Annotated in this window: 18 protein-coding genes; 7 read left to right on the top strand and 11 right to left on the bottom strand. The window is 33.3% G+C overall.

What is annotated here, in order from left to right; translation table 11 throughout:
* Positions 1–5 precede the first annotated feature (5 nt).
* Complete coding sequence (gene fni, locus CBF31_RS03115; RefSeq protein ID WP_126830872.1) at positions 6–1,079, top strand: type 2 isopentenyl-diphosphate Delta-isomerase; 1,074 nt, start codon at positions 6–8, stop codon at positions 1,077–1,079.
* A gap of 14 nt (positions 1,080–1,093) precedes the next feature.
* Here fni and CBF31_RS03120 read toward each other — a convergent pair whose 3' ends face one another.
* Positions 1,094–1,297: a hypothetical protein gene (locus tag CBF31_RS03120; protein ID WP_126830874.1), complete on the bottom strand. Its 204-nt coding sequence runs from the start codon at positions 1,295–1,297 to the stop codon at positions 1,094–1,096.
* Between the two features lie 337 nt (positions 1,298–1,634).
* Here CBF31_RS03120 and CBF31_RS03125 point away from each other — a divergent pair, with 337 nt between their 5' ends.
* Both CBF31_RS03125 and CBF31_RS03130 read left to right on the top strand, forming a co-directional pair.
* Positions 1,635–3,077 carry a helix-turn-helix domain-containing protein gene (locus CBF31_RS03125; RefSeq protein WP_170167856.1) on the top strand — a complete coding sequence of 481 codons (1,443 nt, stop codon included), beginning with the start codon at positions 1,635–1,637 and terminating at the stop codon, positions 3,075–3,077.
* A gap of 1 nt (position 3,078) precedes the next feature.
* The gene (locus tag CBF31_RS03130) at positions 3,079–3,522 is read left to right on the top strand and encodes a hypothetical protein (protein WP_126830878.1); all 444 of its coding nucleotides are present in this window, start codon (positions 3,079–3,081) and stop codon (positions 3,520–3,522) included.
* Positions 3,523–3,558: 36 nt separating this feature from the next.
* Here CBF31_RS03130 and CBF31_RS03135 read toward each other — a convergent pair whose 3' ends face one another.
* The 5 genes from CBF31_RS03135 to CBF31_RS03155 all read right to left on the bottom strand — a co-directional run bounded on the left by CBF31_RS03135 (position 3,559) and on the right by CBF31_RS03155 (position 9,804).
* Positions 3,559–6,039 carry a SpaA isopeptide-forming pilin-related protein gene (locus tag CBF31_RS03135; protein WP_126830880.1) on the bottom strand — a complete coding sequence of 827 codons (2,481 nt, stop codon included), beginning with the start codon at positions 6,037–6,039 and terminating at the stop codon, positions 3,559–3,561.
* Positions 6,040–6,329: 290 nt separating this feature from the next.
* Positions 6,330–8,135 carry a glycerophosphoryl diester phosphodiesterase membrane domain-containing protein gene (locus CBF31_RS03140; RefSeq protein ID WP_126830882.1) on the bottom strand — a complete coding sequence of 602 codons (1,806 nt, stop codon included), beginning with the start codon at positions 8,133–8,135 and terminating at the stop codon, positions 6,330–6,332.
* 104 nt (positions 8,136–8,239) lie between these two features.
* Positions 8,240–8,674: a MarR family winged helix-turn-helix transcriptional regulator gene (locus CBF31_RS03145; RefSeq protein WP_126830883.1), complete on the bottom strand. Its 435-nt coding sequence runs from the start codon at positions 8,672–8,674 to the stop codon at positions 8,240–8,242.
* A 158-nt stretch (positions 8,675–8,832) separates the two neighbouring features.
* Entirely contained in the window at positions 8,833–9,345 is a 513-nt protein-coding gene (locus CBF31_RS03150) for a GNAT family N-acetyltransferase (protein ID WP_126830885.1), read from the bottom strand.
* Positions 9,346–9,357: 12 nt separating this feature from the next.
* The gene (locus CBF31_RS03155; protein ID WP_126830887.1) at positions 9,358–9,804 is read right to left on the bottom strand and encodes a hypothetical protein; all 447 of its coding nucleotides are present in this window, start codon (positions 9,802–9,804) and stop codon (positions 9,358–9,360) included.
* 188 nt (positions 9,805–9,992) lie between these two features.
* Here CBF31_RS03155 and CBF31_RS03160 point away from each other — a divergent pair, with 188 nt between their 5' ends.
* The 4 genes from CBF31_RS03160 (at position 9,993) to CBF31_RS03175 (ending at position 12,218) form a co-directional block, all read left to right on the top strand.
* A complete protein-coding gene (locus CBF31_RS03160) occupies positions 9,993–10,613 on the top strand; it encodes a TetR/AcrR family transcriptional regulator (RefSeq protein WP_170167858.1) in 621 nt (206 codons plus the stop codon).
* Positions 10,614–10,626: 13 nt separating this feature from the next.
* A complete protein-coding gene (locus CBF31_RS03165) occupies positions 10,627–11,040 on the top strand; it encodes a DUF2871 domain-containing protein (RefSeq protein WP_245977906.1) in 414 nt (137 codons plus the stop codon).
* Between the two features lie 78 nt (positions 11,041–11,118).
* On the top strand, positions 11,119–11,748 hold the full coding sequence (locus tag CBF31_RS03170; RefSeq protein WP_126830891.1) for an NAD(P)-dependent oxidoreductase: 630 nt from the start codon (positions 11,119–11,121) through the stop codon (positions 11,746–11,748).
* A gap of 128 nt (positions 11,749–11,876) precedes the next feature.
* Entirely contained in the window at positions 11,877–12,218 is a 342-nt protein-coding gene (locus CBF31_RS03175; RefSeq protein WP_170167859.1) for a YxeA family protein, read from the top strand.
* 71 nt (positions 12,219–12,289) lie between these two features.
* Here the strand turns inward: CBF31_RS03175 and CBF31_RS03180 are convergent, their stop codons facing one another.
* From CBF31_RS03180 to CBF31_RS03200, 5 genes are all read right to left on the bottom strand, one after another.
* Positions 12,290–14,128 (bottom strand): ABC transporter permease, encoded by a 1,839-nt coding sequence (locus tag CBF31_RS03180; RefSeq protein ID WP_126830894.1) that lies wholly within the window; start codon positions 14,126–14,128, stop codon positions 12,290–12,292.
* 4 nt (positions 14,129–14,132) lie between these two features.
* Positions 14,133–14,903 carry an ABC transporter ATP-binding protein gene (locus CBF31_RS03185; RefSeq protein WP_126830896.1) on the bottom strand — a complete coding sequence of 257 codons (771 nt, stop codon included), beginning with the start codon at positions 14,901–14,903 and terminating at the stop codon, positions 14,133–14,135.
* Between the two features lie 157 nt (positions 14,904–15,060).
* Positions 15,061–15,372 (bottom strand): DMT family transporter, encoded by a 312-nt coding sequence (locus CBF31_RS03190; protein WP_126830898.1) that lies wholly within the window; start codon positions 15,370–15,372, stop codon positions 15,061–15,063.
* Positions 15,373–15,705 carry a DMT family transporter gene (locus CBF31_RS03195; RefSeq protein WP_126830900.1) on the bottom strand — a complete coding sequence of 111 codons (333 nt, stop codon included), beginning with the start codon at positions 15,703–15,705 and terminating at the stop codon, positions 15,373–15,375. It lies immediately after the preceding gene.
* A gap of 36 nt (positions 15,706–15,741) precedes the next feature.
* Positions 15,742–16,281 (bottom strand): TetR/AcrR family transcriptional regulator, encoded by a 540-nt coding sequence (locus tag CBF31_RS03200; protein WP_170167860.1) that lies wholly within the window; start codon positions 16,279–16,281, stop codon positions 15,742–15,744.
* Positions 16,282–16,357 lie beyond the last annotated feature (76 nt).

A 16,357-nucleotide genomic window follows, 5' to 3' on the forward strand; every position in this document is an offset into this window, starting at 1 on the left:
AAATCATGTCTATACATATAAATAGAAAAGATGAACATGTTTTACTTGCTAATAAATTTTATACACCTGAAACTAATAGTGATTTTGATGCTTTAAAATTTGTTCATCAAAGTTTACCTCAAGTAAACTTTGATGATGTTTCAATCGCTACAACATTTGCTGGATTGACATTTGATACCCCTTTTTTCATCAATGGTATGACTGGTGGCAGCGATAATACCTATCAAATTAATCGTGACCTTGCTACTGTAGCTAAAGAAACTGGACTCGCAATGGCTTCTGGTTCAATTAGTGCCGCTATCAAACATCCCGAGGTCAGTAAAAGCTACAGTATCATGCGAGAAATCAATCCGAATGGTATTTTATTTGCTAACTTAGGTGCTGAACATTCTGTCGAAAATGGCAAGCGTGCTGTTGATATATTACAAGCCAATGCCTTACAGCTACATGTCAACGTTGCTCAAGAGCTTGTTATGCCAGAAGGCGGACGTCAGTTTGATCATTGGTTAAGGTCTATTCAACTCATGGTTGAACAAGTTGGCGTTCCTGTTATCGTTAAAGAAGTTGGCTTCGGTATGAGTCGAGAAACTATTGAACTCTTAAAATCAATCGGTGTAGCTTCTATAGATATAAGCGGACGAGGTGGAACAAATTTTGCCGCTATTGAAAATGCACGTCGACCTCAAAATGATTTAGATTTTCTAGAGGATTGGGGACAATCAACTGTTATATCGCTTATCGAAGCATACAATAGCCACACGTCAGTTGATATTATTGCCTCTGGTGGCATAAGAACTCCATTGGATATGATTAAAGCTTATTCATTAGGTGCTAAAGCATGCGGCCTTTCAGGTCAATTTTTACATTTGATCCAAGAAAAAGGCATTGAGAACACCTGTGATAGCATTGTCTTGTGGCAAGAACAACTTAAAACAATTATGACTCTCTTAGGTGCGCAAAGTCTGCCTCATTTAACAGAAACTGATATTGTACTTTCACCTTCATTGACATCTTGGTGTCAAAATAGAATGATTGACACACAGAAATTTTCTAATAGAATAAAAAATACCCACGCCTAAAGGCGTGGGTATTTTTATGCACAACTCCAACCATAATCTTCAGTAATAATTTCAATAACTTTAAAATTCGGATCAAGTAGTGTTGATTGTAATCTAGCAAAAACACTTTCTTCAGACTCATTGATATCCGTTACAATACAACGTGAAAGTGTTTTTCCTTTAATTTCAAAAACAACTTTATAAACCATAACCGGATCAAAAGCATTGATATTATTCATAAGATGTAGCCTCCATTTGTTGTGTTATTAGTGCAACATTCTTTCGGAAATAATATAAGTAAATGATAAAACAAGCAGTCTTGGGGGAACTACCGTCTTATTATTAAACAACCTTTAATAAACAAAGCAGTAAGTAATAGGTCAACTTATGTCATTTCCTTTCCTCTATAAATTAATAATAAACTATATAAGACTATCTAACTATACTTTTTTGAAATAAACGCTCCATTTTTTTATGTTTTTTTGAAAATTAATGGAATAATTTGAATTTCAGAAAATTCTTTTTGTTTAAAAGGACGTTTTATATTATACTAGATAAGAACCATGGAGGTGTATTGTGATAAATTTACTAACAACTAATGATGAAAAAAAACTATTGATTTTAGCTCATTTTGAAACTAATAATCATTCCCCAATCACCTTAGTTAAAATCAAAGAATTTACAGAACTGTCCACATTTAAATCGGTCAATCTTTTAGATGAATTAACAGACGAACTTTCACGTTTTCAATTTAACTGTTCTATTGAAAATAATAATAATAAGGAGTTCACTTCCTTTGGTATAAATACTGAAGTTATCAATCAATATCGCTTACTTTTATTAAAACAATCGCCCTATTTCAAAATATTTATGTTTTATTTTTTAAATGGCAAAAATTTTAATTTACTCACTCAATCTTTAAATATTAGTCAAAGTAATGCTTATATCTTAGTTAAAAACTTAAATGGGATTTTAAAACCTTACAATATGAAAATTCACAATAAAAAACTAGTGGGTGATGAACGACAAATACGTTTAAAAACATTTGAGATGTTTAATTTTTATTTTAAAGGAATGGAATTTCCTTTTGAAGAAGCACTTTTCAAAAAAATTGAGCCTCTTATTTTTGAATTAAGCAAAGCTATCCCTATGAATAAAACACCTAACTTAGTCTTAAAACTTAGAATATTTCTAGCAATTAACTATTTAAGGATTAATCAAAACTTCACTATTGAACCGAGTGTGGAACGAAATTTTAATATTGAAAATTCTTTAGAGTTAAAAAGACTCTTTAAAGTTTGGGAGAATAGACTTTTAAAAATAAGTCACACTGAACTAGATGGTGTAATATTTTATTCCGAATACCAGTATTTACTAGAGTTTCTATTCTCTGAAACGCTTATTAATTATGATACTATTCTAGATAATGTTGAAATACCTGAAATTGTTGAAGAACGTTCTAATGAATTTCTAAAACTCTTAATCAATATGAACTATTTAGAAATTGACAGTCCTAATTTCTACAAACTAGAAAAAAAATGTTATTCTATATTCTTTAAACGTTTCTTTTACAGCTATCAAATCGATAGTTTTTATGATAAAACCTCATACGAACAATATTCAGAGCTCTATCCTAACGTTAGTGGTGTCATAATGACTTATCTTGAATTAATTGAACAAAATGATTTCTCTAATCCTGAAAATATCTTACTTTATTATGACTTATTATTTGCACTCCTAACTCTACTACCGGTGAGTACATTTGAGCCCCCGATACATATCTGTGTCGATTTTTCTCGTGGAGATAGTTATACTGAACATATTAAAAATAATATTCGATCATTTAACTCGTTAGAAATTCATTTTGATGATATAATAACAGATGAAACCAGTCTTTATATTTCAGATTTTGCAACCTATGAATACCGTATACCGCAAGTAATATGGCGAAATCCTCCAACTACAAATGACTGGAAAATACTTGGTAATACACTTATTGCCTTAAAACAGGAGATATAATATGAAGCTAAAACGCCTATCCACTGCGGCACTTTTTTCACTACTACTCTTCCAACAAGCTAACGCTGCTGAAGATAACACTAGTGAAAAGACAATTTACGTTAAGCGTCACACAAAAGAGCAAGAAGACGCTACTGCACCTCAAGACTCAAAAGAATCAGTACCTACACCCGTAGATAATGAAAAGAAAGTTCCAGATAATGTCAAAACAAAAGCTAAAATTGTTAGCTTTTATAAAAAAGAAGACCATAATACCAGCTTTAAGTCTGAAAAAAAGACCGAAAAATATAATGAAGATTATTTTAACGACTCAATATCACTCGCTAAAACTCCTATGGTCCTAAATGGTAGCAATCCTTCTGGTGGTCTTCCTCCAGAAGCTGTTCAAGAAACTTCATATTTAGGTGACTGGATGGGAACTATGTCCGAATCAATTAACCGTTAAATAAAAAAACTCTAATCCTAAGATTAGAGTTTTTTTTTAATAATTCTTTTTATAAAGAAGTGATGTAAATCCAATAAGAACAAATCCTAGAACAGCTAAAACCAAGCTTTCTTTTGCTTCACCTGTTTGAGGTAATTTTAGAATAGTTTTGTTTGGTCTTTCAGGTACTATTGGCTTATTTGGAATCACCGGTTTGTTTGGAATATTTGGCTTACCTGGTATTACCGGTTTATTTGGAATAATTGGTTTATCTGGTACAATCGGTGTCCACGGTATAACTGGTTTGCCTGGTACAATTGGTGTCCACGGTATAACTGGTTTGCCTGGTACAATTGGTGTCCACGGTATAACTGGTTTATCTGGTACAATCGGTGTCCACGGTATAACTGGTTTACCTGGTACAATTGGAATCATTGGAACAATTTTACTGTTTTCAATTTCAATTGCTACAGTATTTGTTTCATTTTCAACTACACTTATAGTATAAATTTTTTCTGATAGATTATAACCATCAGGTGCTTTTGTTTCAACAATCGTGTAATCTCCTAACTCTAAATCTGAAAGTCTAGCTTTCCCCTCTTTATTAGTTATGATATGTCCAACAATTTCACCTGCACTATTTTTAATATCAAATTCGGCTCCTGCTAAAGTTACACCTGTTTCATCATCAACTTTAATGATTTCAATCGTGCCTTTTTTAGGAATCTCAGTATTTACAACTGTAACTGAGACTGTATTCGATTCTTTGTTTTCTAGTACTGTGACAGTAATTGGCGTTGGATCTAATTCATAACCAGCAGGTGCTTTTGTTTCAATAATTGTATAGTCGCCTAACGGTAAATTCTCTAAAATAGCTTCGCCATTCTCATTTGTTATAAGGCTCCCAACAACTTCACCTTCCGTATTGAAAACATCAAATTCGGCTCCTACTAAACGTTTTGTATCATCTTCAGAATCTTGCTTAATTAGTTTAATAGTTCCAAGTGGTGGCTCAATAGGGTCGTTAGTAATAGTAACTTCTATAACACTCACTTCACCATTAGCCTCAATTTTAACTGGAATCGGTGTAGAATCTAATTCATAACCTTCTGGTGCTTTTGTTTCAACTAATGTATAATTTCCAATGTTCAAATTTTTAGACTGTGCTTGACCATTGTCATCTGTCACAATATGTTCAACTACTTTACCATCTTTGTCTATGATATCAAATTCGGCTCCTGCTAAAGTTTTTGTTTCATCTGTAGAGTCTACTTTTTTTACTTTAACAATGCCTTTGTTCTCACCTGTTCCAGAACCACTATTTCCAGTTTCTGGTGTCTGAACTGTAATCTCTTTTTCCTCAATATTCGTACCGGTCAATTTACCCGTATTTTCATAGTGCGGTGAATTTCCTTCATCAATATTCTTAGTATTATAGTAAATTTCTACCGAAGGTTCAGGTTTTTCTAAATCACCTAGTTCGATATGAAATCCATTTTCATCTATAATAATTTGATCTTTAGGAATTTCTGAAGTTCTAACAAACTCACCATTACTGTCGTAGTGACCACGATAAGCAAAAATTTCATTTGGTAACATTTCTTGCATTGAACCCAACGTATCAGTATAGACTGCATTTTTAATCGTTTGACCAGCGAAATTTAATCTGACAACCCAAGAGGTTTTCGTTCCATTTTCAATAGTTTCTCCCCATTTTTGGATAATCTCAGTTGGATCACCTATACCTGGTGGCGTAACTGTTATAATAATCTCACCATTTTTATCAAACTCTAAAGGAATCTCTTCTTCGACATTGATAGTTTCTTCTTTCCACTTGGTAGTAAAACCTACAGTACCATGACGTCCATCCTCAGGATTTTTTTCATAATAATCAGTAAAAGTTACAACCACCTGACCTGTTATTGGGTCCACTTTTGCATTTCCAATAACATCTCCATTTTCATTTGTAAGTGGAAACTCTGCTTTACCAGTGGCTTTCAATTGTTCTGGAAACTTAAAGGTCATTGTATCGCCTTCTTTAATTTCCACACCATTTGGAATCTCCCACTGATATTCCACACGTGTATTTTCATGGATACCAACGCTTTCACCAGAACCGATACTTGTCCCATCTTCCCTTTGGAAATCACCTGTAAAATTAAAGTCGATTTCTTTATAAGGTCTCATCACTGCTTGTTCTTCAGTCGCAGATGTCTCCGTTTCGCCATAGTTTTCACTATCTGATGAGCTTAAATCTGTACCTTGTATCTCTTCTTCAGTTACTTCAGAACTTTCACTCATTAAGGATTCAGAACTTTCAGTTGCTACCTCTGACTCACTACTTTCCATGACTTGGATTTCAGTAGTTAGTGTTTCCTCTTCCACTTGAGCAACTTCTGTATTTGGCAGTTCATCAAACGTAGCCGTCACATTTGTTTCTTGAGCTACTTCGCTTGCTGCAAGTGTTGGTGCAAGGTTAGCACCTAAAATAGATATTGATGCTAATAAAACAATACCTTTTTTTACTAGTTTTTTCATAATATCAGTCCCCTTTTTTGACTTTATATTCAAAATTCATGAATGATGATTCCACCCTTTTTAAAGTCTAAAAAGAAAAACAATACATCACTCACAAACCAACTTTTAATTCGTTCGTTAAAAAAAGTATTATTTGACTCTACAAATTCAATTATATCTTAAAAATCTTGGTAATAACTAGTTTGTGATGTTGTTTTTATTATTTTTTTTCAAAAAAATGTAAAAAAATAATAATGATAAAATGAATGTTTAAAAAATCCATTTTATCATTATTGGTTACACACTTACCTTTACATGTTCTCCAACATCAAAATTACGCGTTCATACAACGGTTTTTCTTCTTCTAAATCTGATCTTATACCCACACCCAAATCAGCATTATTACTGATAATACCATCTACATTTAAATTTAAATATTTTTTTAGAAGGTCTTCTTTATTTACCGTCCAAATAAATATTTCTTTGTCTAATTCTTCAATTTCTGATATAAGTTTCTCATTTACTGAAAACTCTTCAATCACATATATATCATGATCGGATTTAGGTGCATGCCCTATTGTAAGTGGTATAACATAGCCTGTTTTAATATAAGGCGCCTTAGCTTTAATTTCATCTAAAACATCTTTATCTAACGACTGAACGATATAATCAGTAGCCACTTTCTTTTCCTCAAGTAAGTTGATTAAATTATCCACCATCTCTTTTGATTCTTTCCCATGCGGTTTAACTTCTACAAGTAAGTTAATCCCCAGCTCTTTAGCTCTATCAATATAAGTCCCAAGATCAGAAATAGTCTCCGTAAATCCACTCTGCTTCATTTCATAAGATATAAGTTCTTCTAAAGTAAGATCATAGGTATTTTTAGATACACCTGTCAGTCGTTTTAAATTAGTATCATGATAGACAACAAATTTCCCGTCCTTACTTTCTTGAATATCCATCTCAACCATTTCAACACCGCTAGATGCTGCAGCCTCTAAAGAGCCAATAGAATTCTCAATCCCACCTTTCATCAAACCACGATGTGCGATTAAAGTAGTCTGTGGTTGATAAATCAAAGTTGTAATTGACCACATATTTACACTACTTAGTGCAATAAATAATAGTCCACCAGTTATAACTAAGATAGCTTTTGTTTTAACAGACGTCCCATCTTTCTCTAATGGTTCACTTTCTTTTCCTATAATCGTTTCAATAACAACATTCACAATTAACGCTTGGATTAGTCCTCCACCAAAAAATAATAACAACTGCATTAAAGTTAAAACACCTCCTGCTACATAAGGAGATAATGATGGTTTTAATACATCACTGACAAAAAGTGGCAAACTTATAACAAGTACCGCTATTAATGAAACTATAGATACGACCGCTGCAACTAATAGTAACGTCATCATATTTTTTAAAAATTTATGCTTACTTCGTTTCCAGCTTAAACTGATAGCCTCTCCTAATGTTCTACTGGACTCTTCTACAAAATAGTAAACGACATACAACAATCGCATTGATAGGTAAGCCAATACAAACAATACAATAAACCATAAATACTTACCTTTTGTTGTTAATAATAGTTCATCTACTATAAAGTCAGGTACTTTTATTGATTTTAATAGTTCTGATTTAAACCCCAATGATGCCAACGGAAGGACTAATAGAAAATAGCTTCCTATGATTAATAAATGGGTCGAAAAAAAATAGCGAGCTTTTTTCAATAACTCTACTGTCAACGATTTAAAACTCACATCTTGACCTTTTCGCTGTCTTATTCCTAATAAAAAATAAAAACCTAGCTCATAGAATATAAAGTACACAATTAACAAAAACCATATAGCTAATAAAAGTAAGGCTACTGGACTTTTAAAAAATAATGTAACTGTCTGATCTGTTAAGTTTGTAATATTCAAGCGATTTAACATAAGGTAAAAAAGACTTGATAATAATGGTAAAACAAATAGCAATCGTATACCTTGTAAAAATATAGTGCTTTTTAGATATGTTTTTCTGTGCACTAAAATTCTGTTGATTGAATTTTTTATATGTGTTACTACCTCTCCTATAAGTCTTCCCCTCCATTCTATACTTCTTACTCTAACCATATACCCACTTCCACACTAATTCAAGTAATTACTCTATATAGAAGGCTTGGGAATTAACTTGACTAATAAAAAAAGCTAACCGTATTCTAACGGCTAGCTTCATTTTAATTTCGTTTGTTCTCTTCTATTTTTTGAATGACTTCGAGAGCATCAATATACTTGCGTTGGTCATCTGATGACAATTTATTAAAATCGTCCATTATCATAGTTTCATATTTTTTATATAGTTTTTGGGCGACTTTCTTGCCTTTAGGTGTGAAGGATACGTAAAACAAGCGCTTATCTTCTTCTGACTGAACTTTTTGAATAAGATCCTCTGAAAGTAAACGTTTGAGAATCCTACTAGTGTAACCTTTATCCAAATCTAATTCTGTTTCAATTGTTTTAGCAGAAAGTTCCCCTTGTTCCCAAATTTCAAAGATAATCCTAATCTCATTAAAATTAAATGAATCATCTGCTAATTGTTTCTCTAAAAATATCAGGTAATTTAAAAACGACTTAATCGAAGCATTTACTTTGTGACCATTGGCCTTTATCATGCAACAACAACCTCCTTAACACCTTCTTACTCTTATAATACGTCTATTTAATAAGAAGTACAATTAAAAAGTAAGCTTTTTCATATTTTTTTTTGATAAGAAACTACAAAAAACATATAAAACAACTCATTATTATATATTTTGACTTATAACTTTATTCAACACCGCCACTCAGATGACAGTATTGCATAATAATACTCATCCCACCAGCCATCTTTAACAGGAATACATTTTTTAAAAGATCCTTCTCTTCTCATCCCTAGTTTCTCCATCACCTTATATGAACCATGATTTTCAGGCTGACAGGTGGCTATAATTCTATGAATAGTTAGTTTATCAAAACCATATGACATAATCGCTTTTGCTGCCTCATAGCCGTAACCTTTAGAATGATAGTTCTTGTTGAATACCCAGCCAATTTCATACGAATGTTCGCCAAAAAAGGCTGCAAAATACAGATGACCAATCACTTGATTCGTTTCTTTTAACTCAACAGCAAAGTATTCTTCTTTTTCTTTCTGTTTTTCTATAAATTCGGAGACTTTATCTAGAGCAAAGACATCTTCCGGTAAGAAATACATAGTCTCTTCATCACCTAAATACAGAAGTGCCTCCTCTTTATCGGACTCCTTGTAAGACCTGATGATAAGTCGTTCTGTTTCAATCTTCATCGTAATACTCCTTTATCTCAAGCTGTCCATGATATCTGATAAATCAATTGACATCACTTTGCCGTTTCTTTTTGTTTTTGCGCCCTTATTAGATAATTCTTTACCAATTTCACCTAATATATCTCCAAAAACATCCTCCACACCACTGTGCTGCTCCACTTTTGGTGCAACTTTTTTTCCAAAGATTGATCCCAAAATATCATCTAAGTTAGGTTGTTCATAAGTTACTTGTGTCTCTCCTTTACGAGCAGCTTCTTTCATACGTTCTGTTATATCTACTGCCGCTTTATGCCCAGCTTCTAACGGAATGCCTCTAGCCGCGCGGTCTAGTGTTTCTAATTGTTTTTGAATCGCTTCTTGAGCTGTCCCTTCTGGTTTTTGTCCACTATCCTCTAAATAAATTTCTTTTTTATTTTCATTTAATCCTGTTGCGCCTAATAAATCAGTTAATAATCCCATAAGACACCTCTTTTTATATAATTATTTTACACTCCTATTTTAACATAAGACTTAAGAAAATGGCTCTTCTAACTAGAGCTAGACAGACCTCAAACAACCAATCCGTTTGTTTGACAAGTGACACTGTGTCACTTATAATTTTAGACAGTAGTTGGTTCAGGCCACATTTAACCATTGGAGGTGACACCATGCCCAAAGAGACCTTTTTTAACTTACCAATAGAAAAAAAGAACATTGTTTTAGATTCAGCTTTAAAAGAATTTTCAAAAGCTAGTATTCATGAAGCTTCTGTTGCAAATATTGTCCGTGATAGTCAGATATCACGAGGTAGTTTTTATAAGTATTTCGAGGACATCGAAGACCTATATCACTACCTATACCATACTGTAACTGGAGAAGCACATGGCACTGTTATGGACGCTATAAAAAAAGCAGAGGGTGATTTATTTTTAGGCCTTGAAACGTACCTTATTGAATTAGTTCATGCTTACTCCAATGATAAATATCATGATTACTTTAAAATCGTGACCCTTAATTTATCCTATACTACAGAGCACAAGCTTGCTAAAAAAGATGAACGTGCGACTTTTTCAAAAACTGCACCTACAGATTTTACTAAAATGATGAAAACAGACCACTTAAAAATAACATCCCAACAAGATTTATTAGATTTCTTTAAAGTTCTTGTTCCTGTTATCCACCAGTGTCTGAATGATTATTTTGCAAATGACTGGGACCAAACAGAATTACTTGATCAATACAATCGCCGAATCAAATGGTTGAAACACGGCATATTAAAAGACGAATAGGAGAATTTTTATTATGATGAACAAATTAGTCAAAACAAGTACTTTTTACCTTATTTTTGGATTAGCTTTAGGAGTATTTTACCGTGAGTTTACAAAAATCCAAGATTTTGAAGGGACAACACAATTATCTGTCACTCATACACATACTTTAGTATTAGGAATGATTATGTTCTTAATCGTGTTACTTTTAGAAAAAAACTTCAACTTATCTCAATTCAAACAATTTAACCAATTCTACATTGTTTATAATGTCGGGTTATTATTATCACTAGCTATGATGATTTTCCACGGTACTATGACGGTTTTAGGTACTGAAACTGGTCCTGCTATCTCAGGTATTGCTGGTCTTGGTCATATCATTATGACAGTTGGTTTAGCTTTATTATTCCACTCATTATCAAAAGCTGTTAAACTTGCACAAAAATAAAAAATCAATTTCATTGACCTTTTAGTGAATAAGGCTTAGCATGGAGTATAGAGCGTTATTACGAAAGGATGAGTTAGAATGAAAATAGGTATTGTTGGTGCAACTGGTAAACAAGGGACTCTCCTACTTTTGGAAGCAATAAAACGAGGGCATGAGGTCACTGCTCTAATCAGAAATCATGAAAAGTTAACGCAAGATGTGCCTTTTATTGAAAAAGAATTATATGATTTAACTGAAAAAGAGGTGGCCGAATTCGATATTTTAGTAGATGCGTTTAACGCACCTAAGATCATGCCACAACTTCATCAAACGTCACTCCGTCATTTGGCTAAGATTTTAAAACATGGTACAACTAGACTTTACGTTGTAGGTGGTGCTGGAAGTCTTTTTGTAGATGAAGAAGAAACCACTCGTTTATTCGAAACAGAAGATTTCCCCGAAGCTTTCTTACCTGTTGCTAAAAGTATGTTTGCGGCTTTAGAAGAACTTAAAGCAACAAAAGCGACACATTGGACTTATGTAAGTCCTGCAGCTGATTTTGATTTTGAAGGTGAAACAACAGACCAATACACTATTGCCACTAATCATTTAACTCTTAACAGTGAAAACAAAAGTTATATTAGCTATGGCGATTATGCCAAAGGTTTCCTTGATATTATTGAGGACACTGGCTTTGATAACGAACATATCTCAATTGTTTCTAAGTAAACTCAAGCATATGCTTGAGTTTTTTTATTACTTACAAAACTGTTAGGTCCTTGATAGCTCATCCGATGGCTCATCTCTTCTTTCTCATTCATACTATTCTTTAGATACAAGTTGAAAGGATGATAGAAATGAAGAAAATAATAGTATTACTTAGTTTAATCATGCTAGGTTCTTTAATTGGAGGTTATCGCTATTTTTACGGTTGGGAAGATTACTATACAAAAATTACTACCAATGGCCGATCCTTTACTAGTGGTGGTAAAGACCCTTTTAAAGAGTACGCTTACGAGCTACCTGCTTATGATGCTGAGGGAAATAAAAAAGAAGTTGAATTTAACAGTACCATCGGCAGACCAATCAAACGAAATGCTTATCTCAAATTAACTATTAGTAAACGATATGGTGTAACAAGTTGGGAAGAATTAAAAGAAGAGAAACTCCCTCCTAAGGCTCTCTCCCATTTAAAGTAAAGGTAAATTGCCTTTACTTTTTTTATTTCCTGACCTCACAAAAAAGACTGGGAAAATTCCCAGTCTTTTTCTTATGATTTTATCTTAGGTAAGACAATATTTTTATATAACTGTGCTGTTACAACATAGTATATGAAATAAACAACACTGTATACTGCGAAGGGTAACGCGATATATTGATACGGATTTGGTATAAACATCGTGAACATTTTTAAACCAACTAATACGTGTACCACACCTAAAAATGCTGGTACCAAGAAAATAATGAATATTTCTTTACGTAAGGATTTAACTAATAACTGACGTCTTACCCCTATTTTATGTAACATATCGTATCTTGCAACATCTTGATAAGCCCCTGATAATATTTTAAACATCAAACAGCTGGCAAGCATTGCCAAGAAAGCAAAGCCTAGGAAGAATCCCATGAACATAAAACCACTCGCCATCCCTTGAACACTTTGGTACATGTCGTATTTACTCATATTACTAGCAGCTTTAGGATTTCTCTCTTTTTCTAAAGCATGTATTGTTTTGAAATGATCAACTTGCGACATGTAATCTTCAACACGAATAACTTGAACATCATCTTTTTTAACATCAATAGTATCAAAGGTTTCTTGTGACACTACTTTATAAGTTAATGCAAAAGTATTTTCTGAACTATAACTATCAGCCAATTGTGAAAAAGCGTGGGTAATGTAATATTCCCCTTTTGTTTGACTTGAGTACTCATGATCCACTTTTAAATTTTTTACTGGAACAATCGGGTTCATAAATGGATTTTCAACATTTCCCTCTTCTTGCATCAATAGTGGATTATTTTCAAACTCACTTGCTACAAAATAAGTTGTTCCTTCTTTGGTTTTAGATTGATAATGAATTTTTTCTTTAGCATCTAATTGATCAATTTCTTTTTGAATATCAACCGTAGCATTATACGTTACGACATCGTTGTAATTTACCTTTAGTATATCTTCTGAGAAGTTTTTAAAGGCTTGCCCCACTGTTACTGCCCCTAATGATAAGGCTAATAACATGGTCACTAGCCCTAACACTCTTGCTAATGATGAGGCTTTAAAGCTTAATTGAGATAGCGTAAAAATACGAATCCCCTTACTGCTATACTTCTCCATTCCTTTAATCCATGATACTACTACTGGTACTAATGAACCGAAGAATAAAAAGGTTCCAGGTGTTATCGTAAAGATGGCTATAAAGACACCAATCAGTTGTAAGCTTCCCATATTCATCATACAGTAATAGCCAATTCCTATTAAAACAAGTGAAATAAGCATTTTAATAATCGTCATCACCGGACGTTTTTTACGACGTTCAGACTGCCCTTCACTATAGAGCAAATCAAGTGTTCTTGTTTTTCTAAACTTCGTCACATTAATAATCGTTGTCATGATAAATAAGATCCCAAAGAAAATTACTGTAACAAGTAATGCCATAGGCACAAATGCAACATATGTTTTTGACGGTAAATCAATTGCTTTGCTTAGATAATTCCCCATTAATTGAGCTAAACCTGTTCCTACTAACCCACCAATCACCATTGATAGTAGACCAATAAAAATCGTTTCAATGGCAATCATTTGGCTAATTTTACGTTTTTTAGCCCCTAACATCATATACATACCGTATTCTTTCTTTCTCATTGAAAGTAAGAACGAATTAGCATATAAAATATAGACTACTGTTATCATGCCAAGTAAGATTGCTCCTAATTGGAAAACAAAAACGACCATTTGAATTGCAGGAATATTTTCTTTTAAAAAGTCTGAGTTTAAAGACAGGGTTTGAAACATGTAGAAGATGGCGATAGAAATCATCAGCCCCATCATTAATACGAGATAATCTTGCCAACGTTTTTTTACGCTAGTTAAGGATAATTTTAACATCATAGACTTACACCAAACTTTCTGTATCTAATTCTAATCCCGCTAGGACGGCTAAGATTTCTTGATAAAATTCTTGCTGTGTTCCTCTACGGAATAACTCACGATAAATCGTTCCATCTTGAATGAATAAGATACGTTTACAGTAACTCGCACTCACTGCATCATGGGTTACCATAAGAATAGTTGTTTTATAGTCCTCATTTAGATCTTTTAACGCACCAAGTAAGTTCTTCGCATTCTTCGAGTCTAAGGCCCCTGTAGGCTCGTCTCCTAGTAATAAAGCTGGATTATGAACCAATGCTCGGGCAGCTGCTACACGTTGTTTCTGACCGCCTGAGACCTCTGTAGGATAGTTACCTAATATTCTTTCAATATCTAGTATACGAGCAATATCTTGAACTTTTTTCTTAGTCTTCGCATGAGACACACCTTGTAATGATAATGGTAAGCCAATATTTTGTCTCATTGTTAAATTTTCAAGTAAATTAAAATCCTGGAAAATAAACCCTATATTTTTTGCTCTAAAATCTGAGAGTTGTGATTCTTTTAATCCTGTTAAACTATTACCTGAAATTTTGATATCCCCACTTGTTGGATTATCTAATGCTGATAAAAGATTTAATAAAGTCGTCTTACCTGAACCTGACGGCCCCATAATACCAACAAATTCACCTTCTTCAATAGCGAAAGACATATCTTTAATTGCTTCATGTTGTTTTTCACCTTTTTTACCATATACTTTTTTTATATGAGATACTTCTAGTACTTTTTCTGTCATTTTATTTCCTCCTATGCGACTTGCGCTTTATCTTATACCATTAGTTTACACGCAAGCAGAAAGTATGACCTCTGAATCATCTTACAATTCCTCTCCCCCATCTAACACTTTTGTCACATGAGCATAAAAAAGAAAGAACTCTATGAGCTCTTTCTTTTTATGATAATAATTTAAGCGCCATTGTTGACCCTAAAATCAAGGCAATACACGCGAGACGTTTTATATCTGTTGAATCTTTGTATAAAATAATACCAAGAATGGCTGTCCCTACCGTTCCAATACCGGTCCAAATCGCATAACCTGTTCCCATTGGAATAGTTTGAAGAGCAAAAGATAACATCAGTAAACTGCTTCCCATTGTAAAAAAGGCAACAATGATTGCTTTTTTATTTCCTTCTGCAATTCGTTTGATATTCCATACACCTAAAACTTCCATCAATCCTGCACCTACTAAAGCTAACCAATGCATCTATTTCACCTCATCCTTGTCTGTTTCAATCAATTTCAACCCAATAATACCTAGTAATAATGTCCCCATAAAAACAATTTTTAATGGGCTAATTGACTCGCCGAAGAATACGACACCTACAATAATACTCCCAATAGAACCCAGTCCTGCAAAGACCGCATAAACTGTTCCTATCGGTAATTTTTTTACAGATGATGTTAAGAGATAAAAACTAACGACTACCCCTATTGCTGTTAAAACCCATTCTAAAACTGTTGAAGCATGGGCTAAGCCACTGACCCAAACTAATTCGAATAATGAAGCAAAGATTACTTTTAACCACTCTTTTGTCATACTTACTCACTCATTTCAATTTTTAATTTAACTGGATTACTCTGTCCATGAAATCATACGATCAAAGACATCTTTTCTAAGCTTAGGATCAAGAGGTTCCGCTTTAAATAATTCTGCATAGTAAAGGCCATCAATCGCTAAACGAATAATAGTTGCTAAAACAGGATCATAGCCATCTGATACTAACTTTGATTGAATCACTTCAAAGCTCTTCGCATCATTCCCTTCTTTTTGACTAGCCATCGCTCCTGCAACTAAGGCATTTGTAATTTCAGTTTCACCTAAAAGATCCAAATCAGCCACATCTAATAACGCTCTCGTCCATACTCCTTTAGTTGCTTCATGCTTAGTCGCTTCCTCTTCGATTCTATCCAAATAATCCGCATCTAACATATTAGCAAGTTCAACTAAGAGCTGGTCTTTATTTTTGAAATAGTGAGTAACACCACCTTTACTCAAACACGCTTGTTTCGCTACTTCATCAATTGTAATATCAGTTAAACCTTTTTCAGCTAGCAACTCACTTGCACTTCTTAAGATATATTTTTTTCTTTCTTCAACTTTTGATAAATTCATTATTTCACTCCTTATTATTAACATAACTTTCACAAACAAAACGAACAGTCGGTTTCTATTTTAAGATACCTTTTAT

Source organism: Vagococcus fessus (assembly GCF_003987565.1).
GTDB classification, from domain to species: domain Bacteria; phylum Bacillota; class Bacilli; order Lactobacillales; family Vagococcaceae; genus Vagococcus_D; species Vagococcus_D fessus.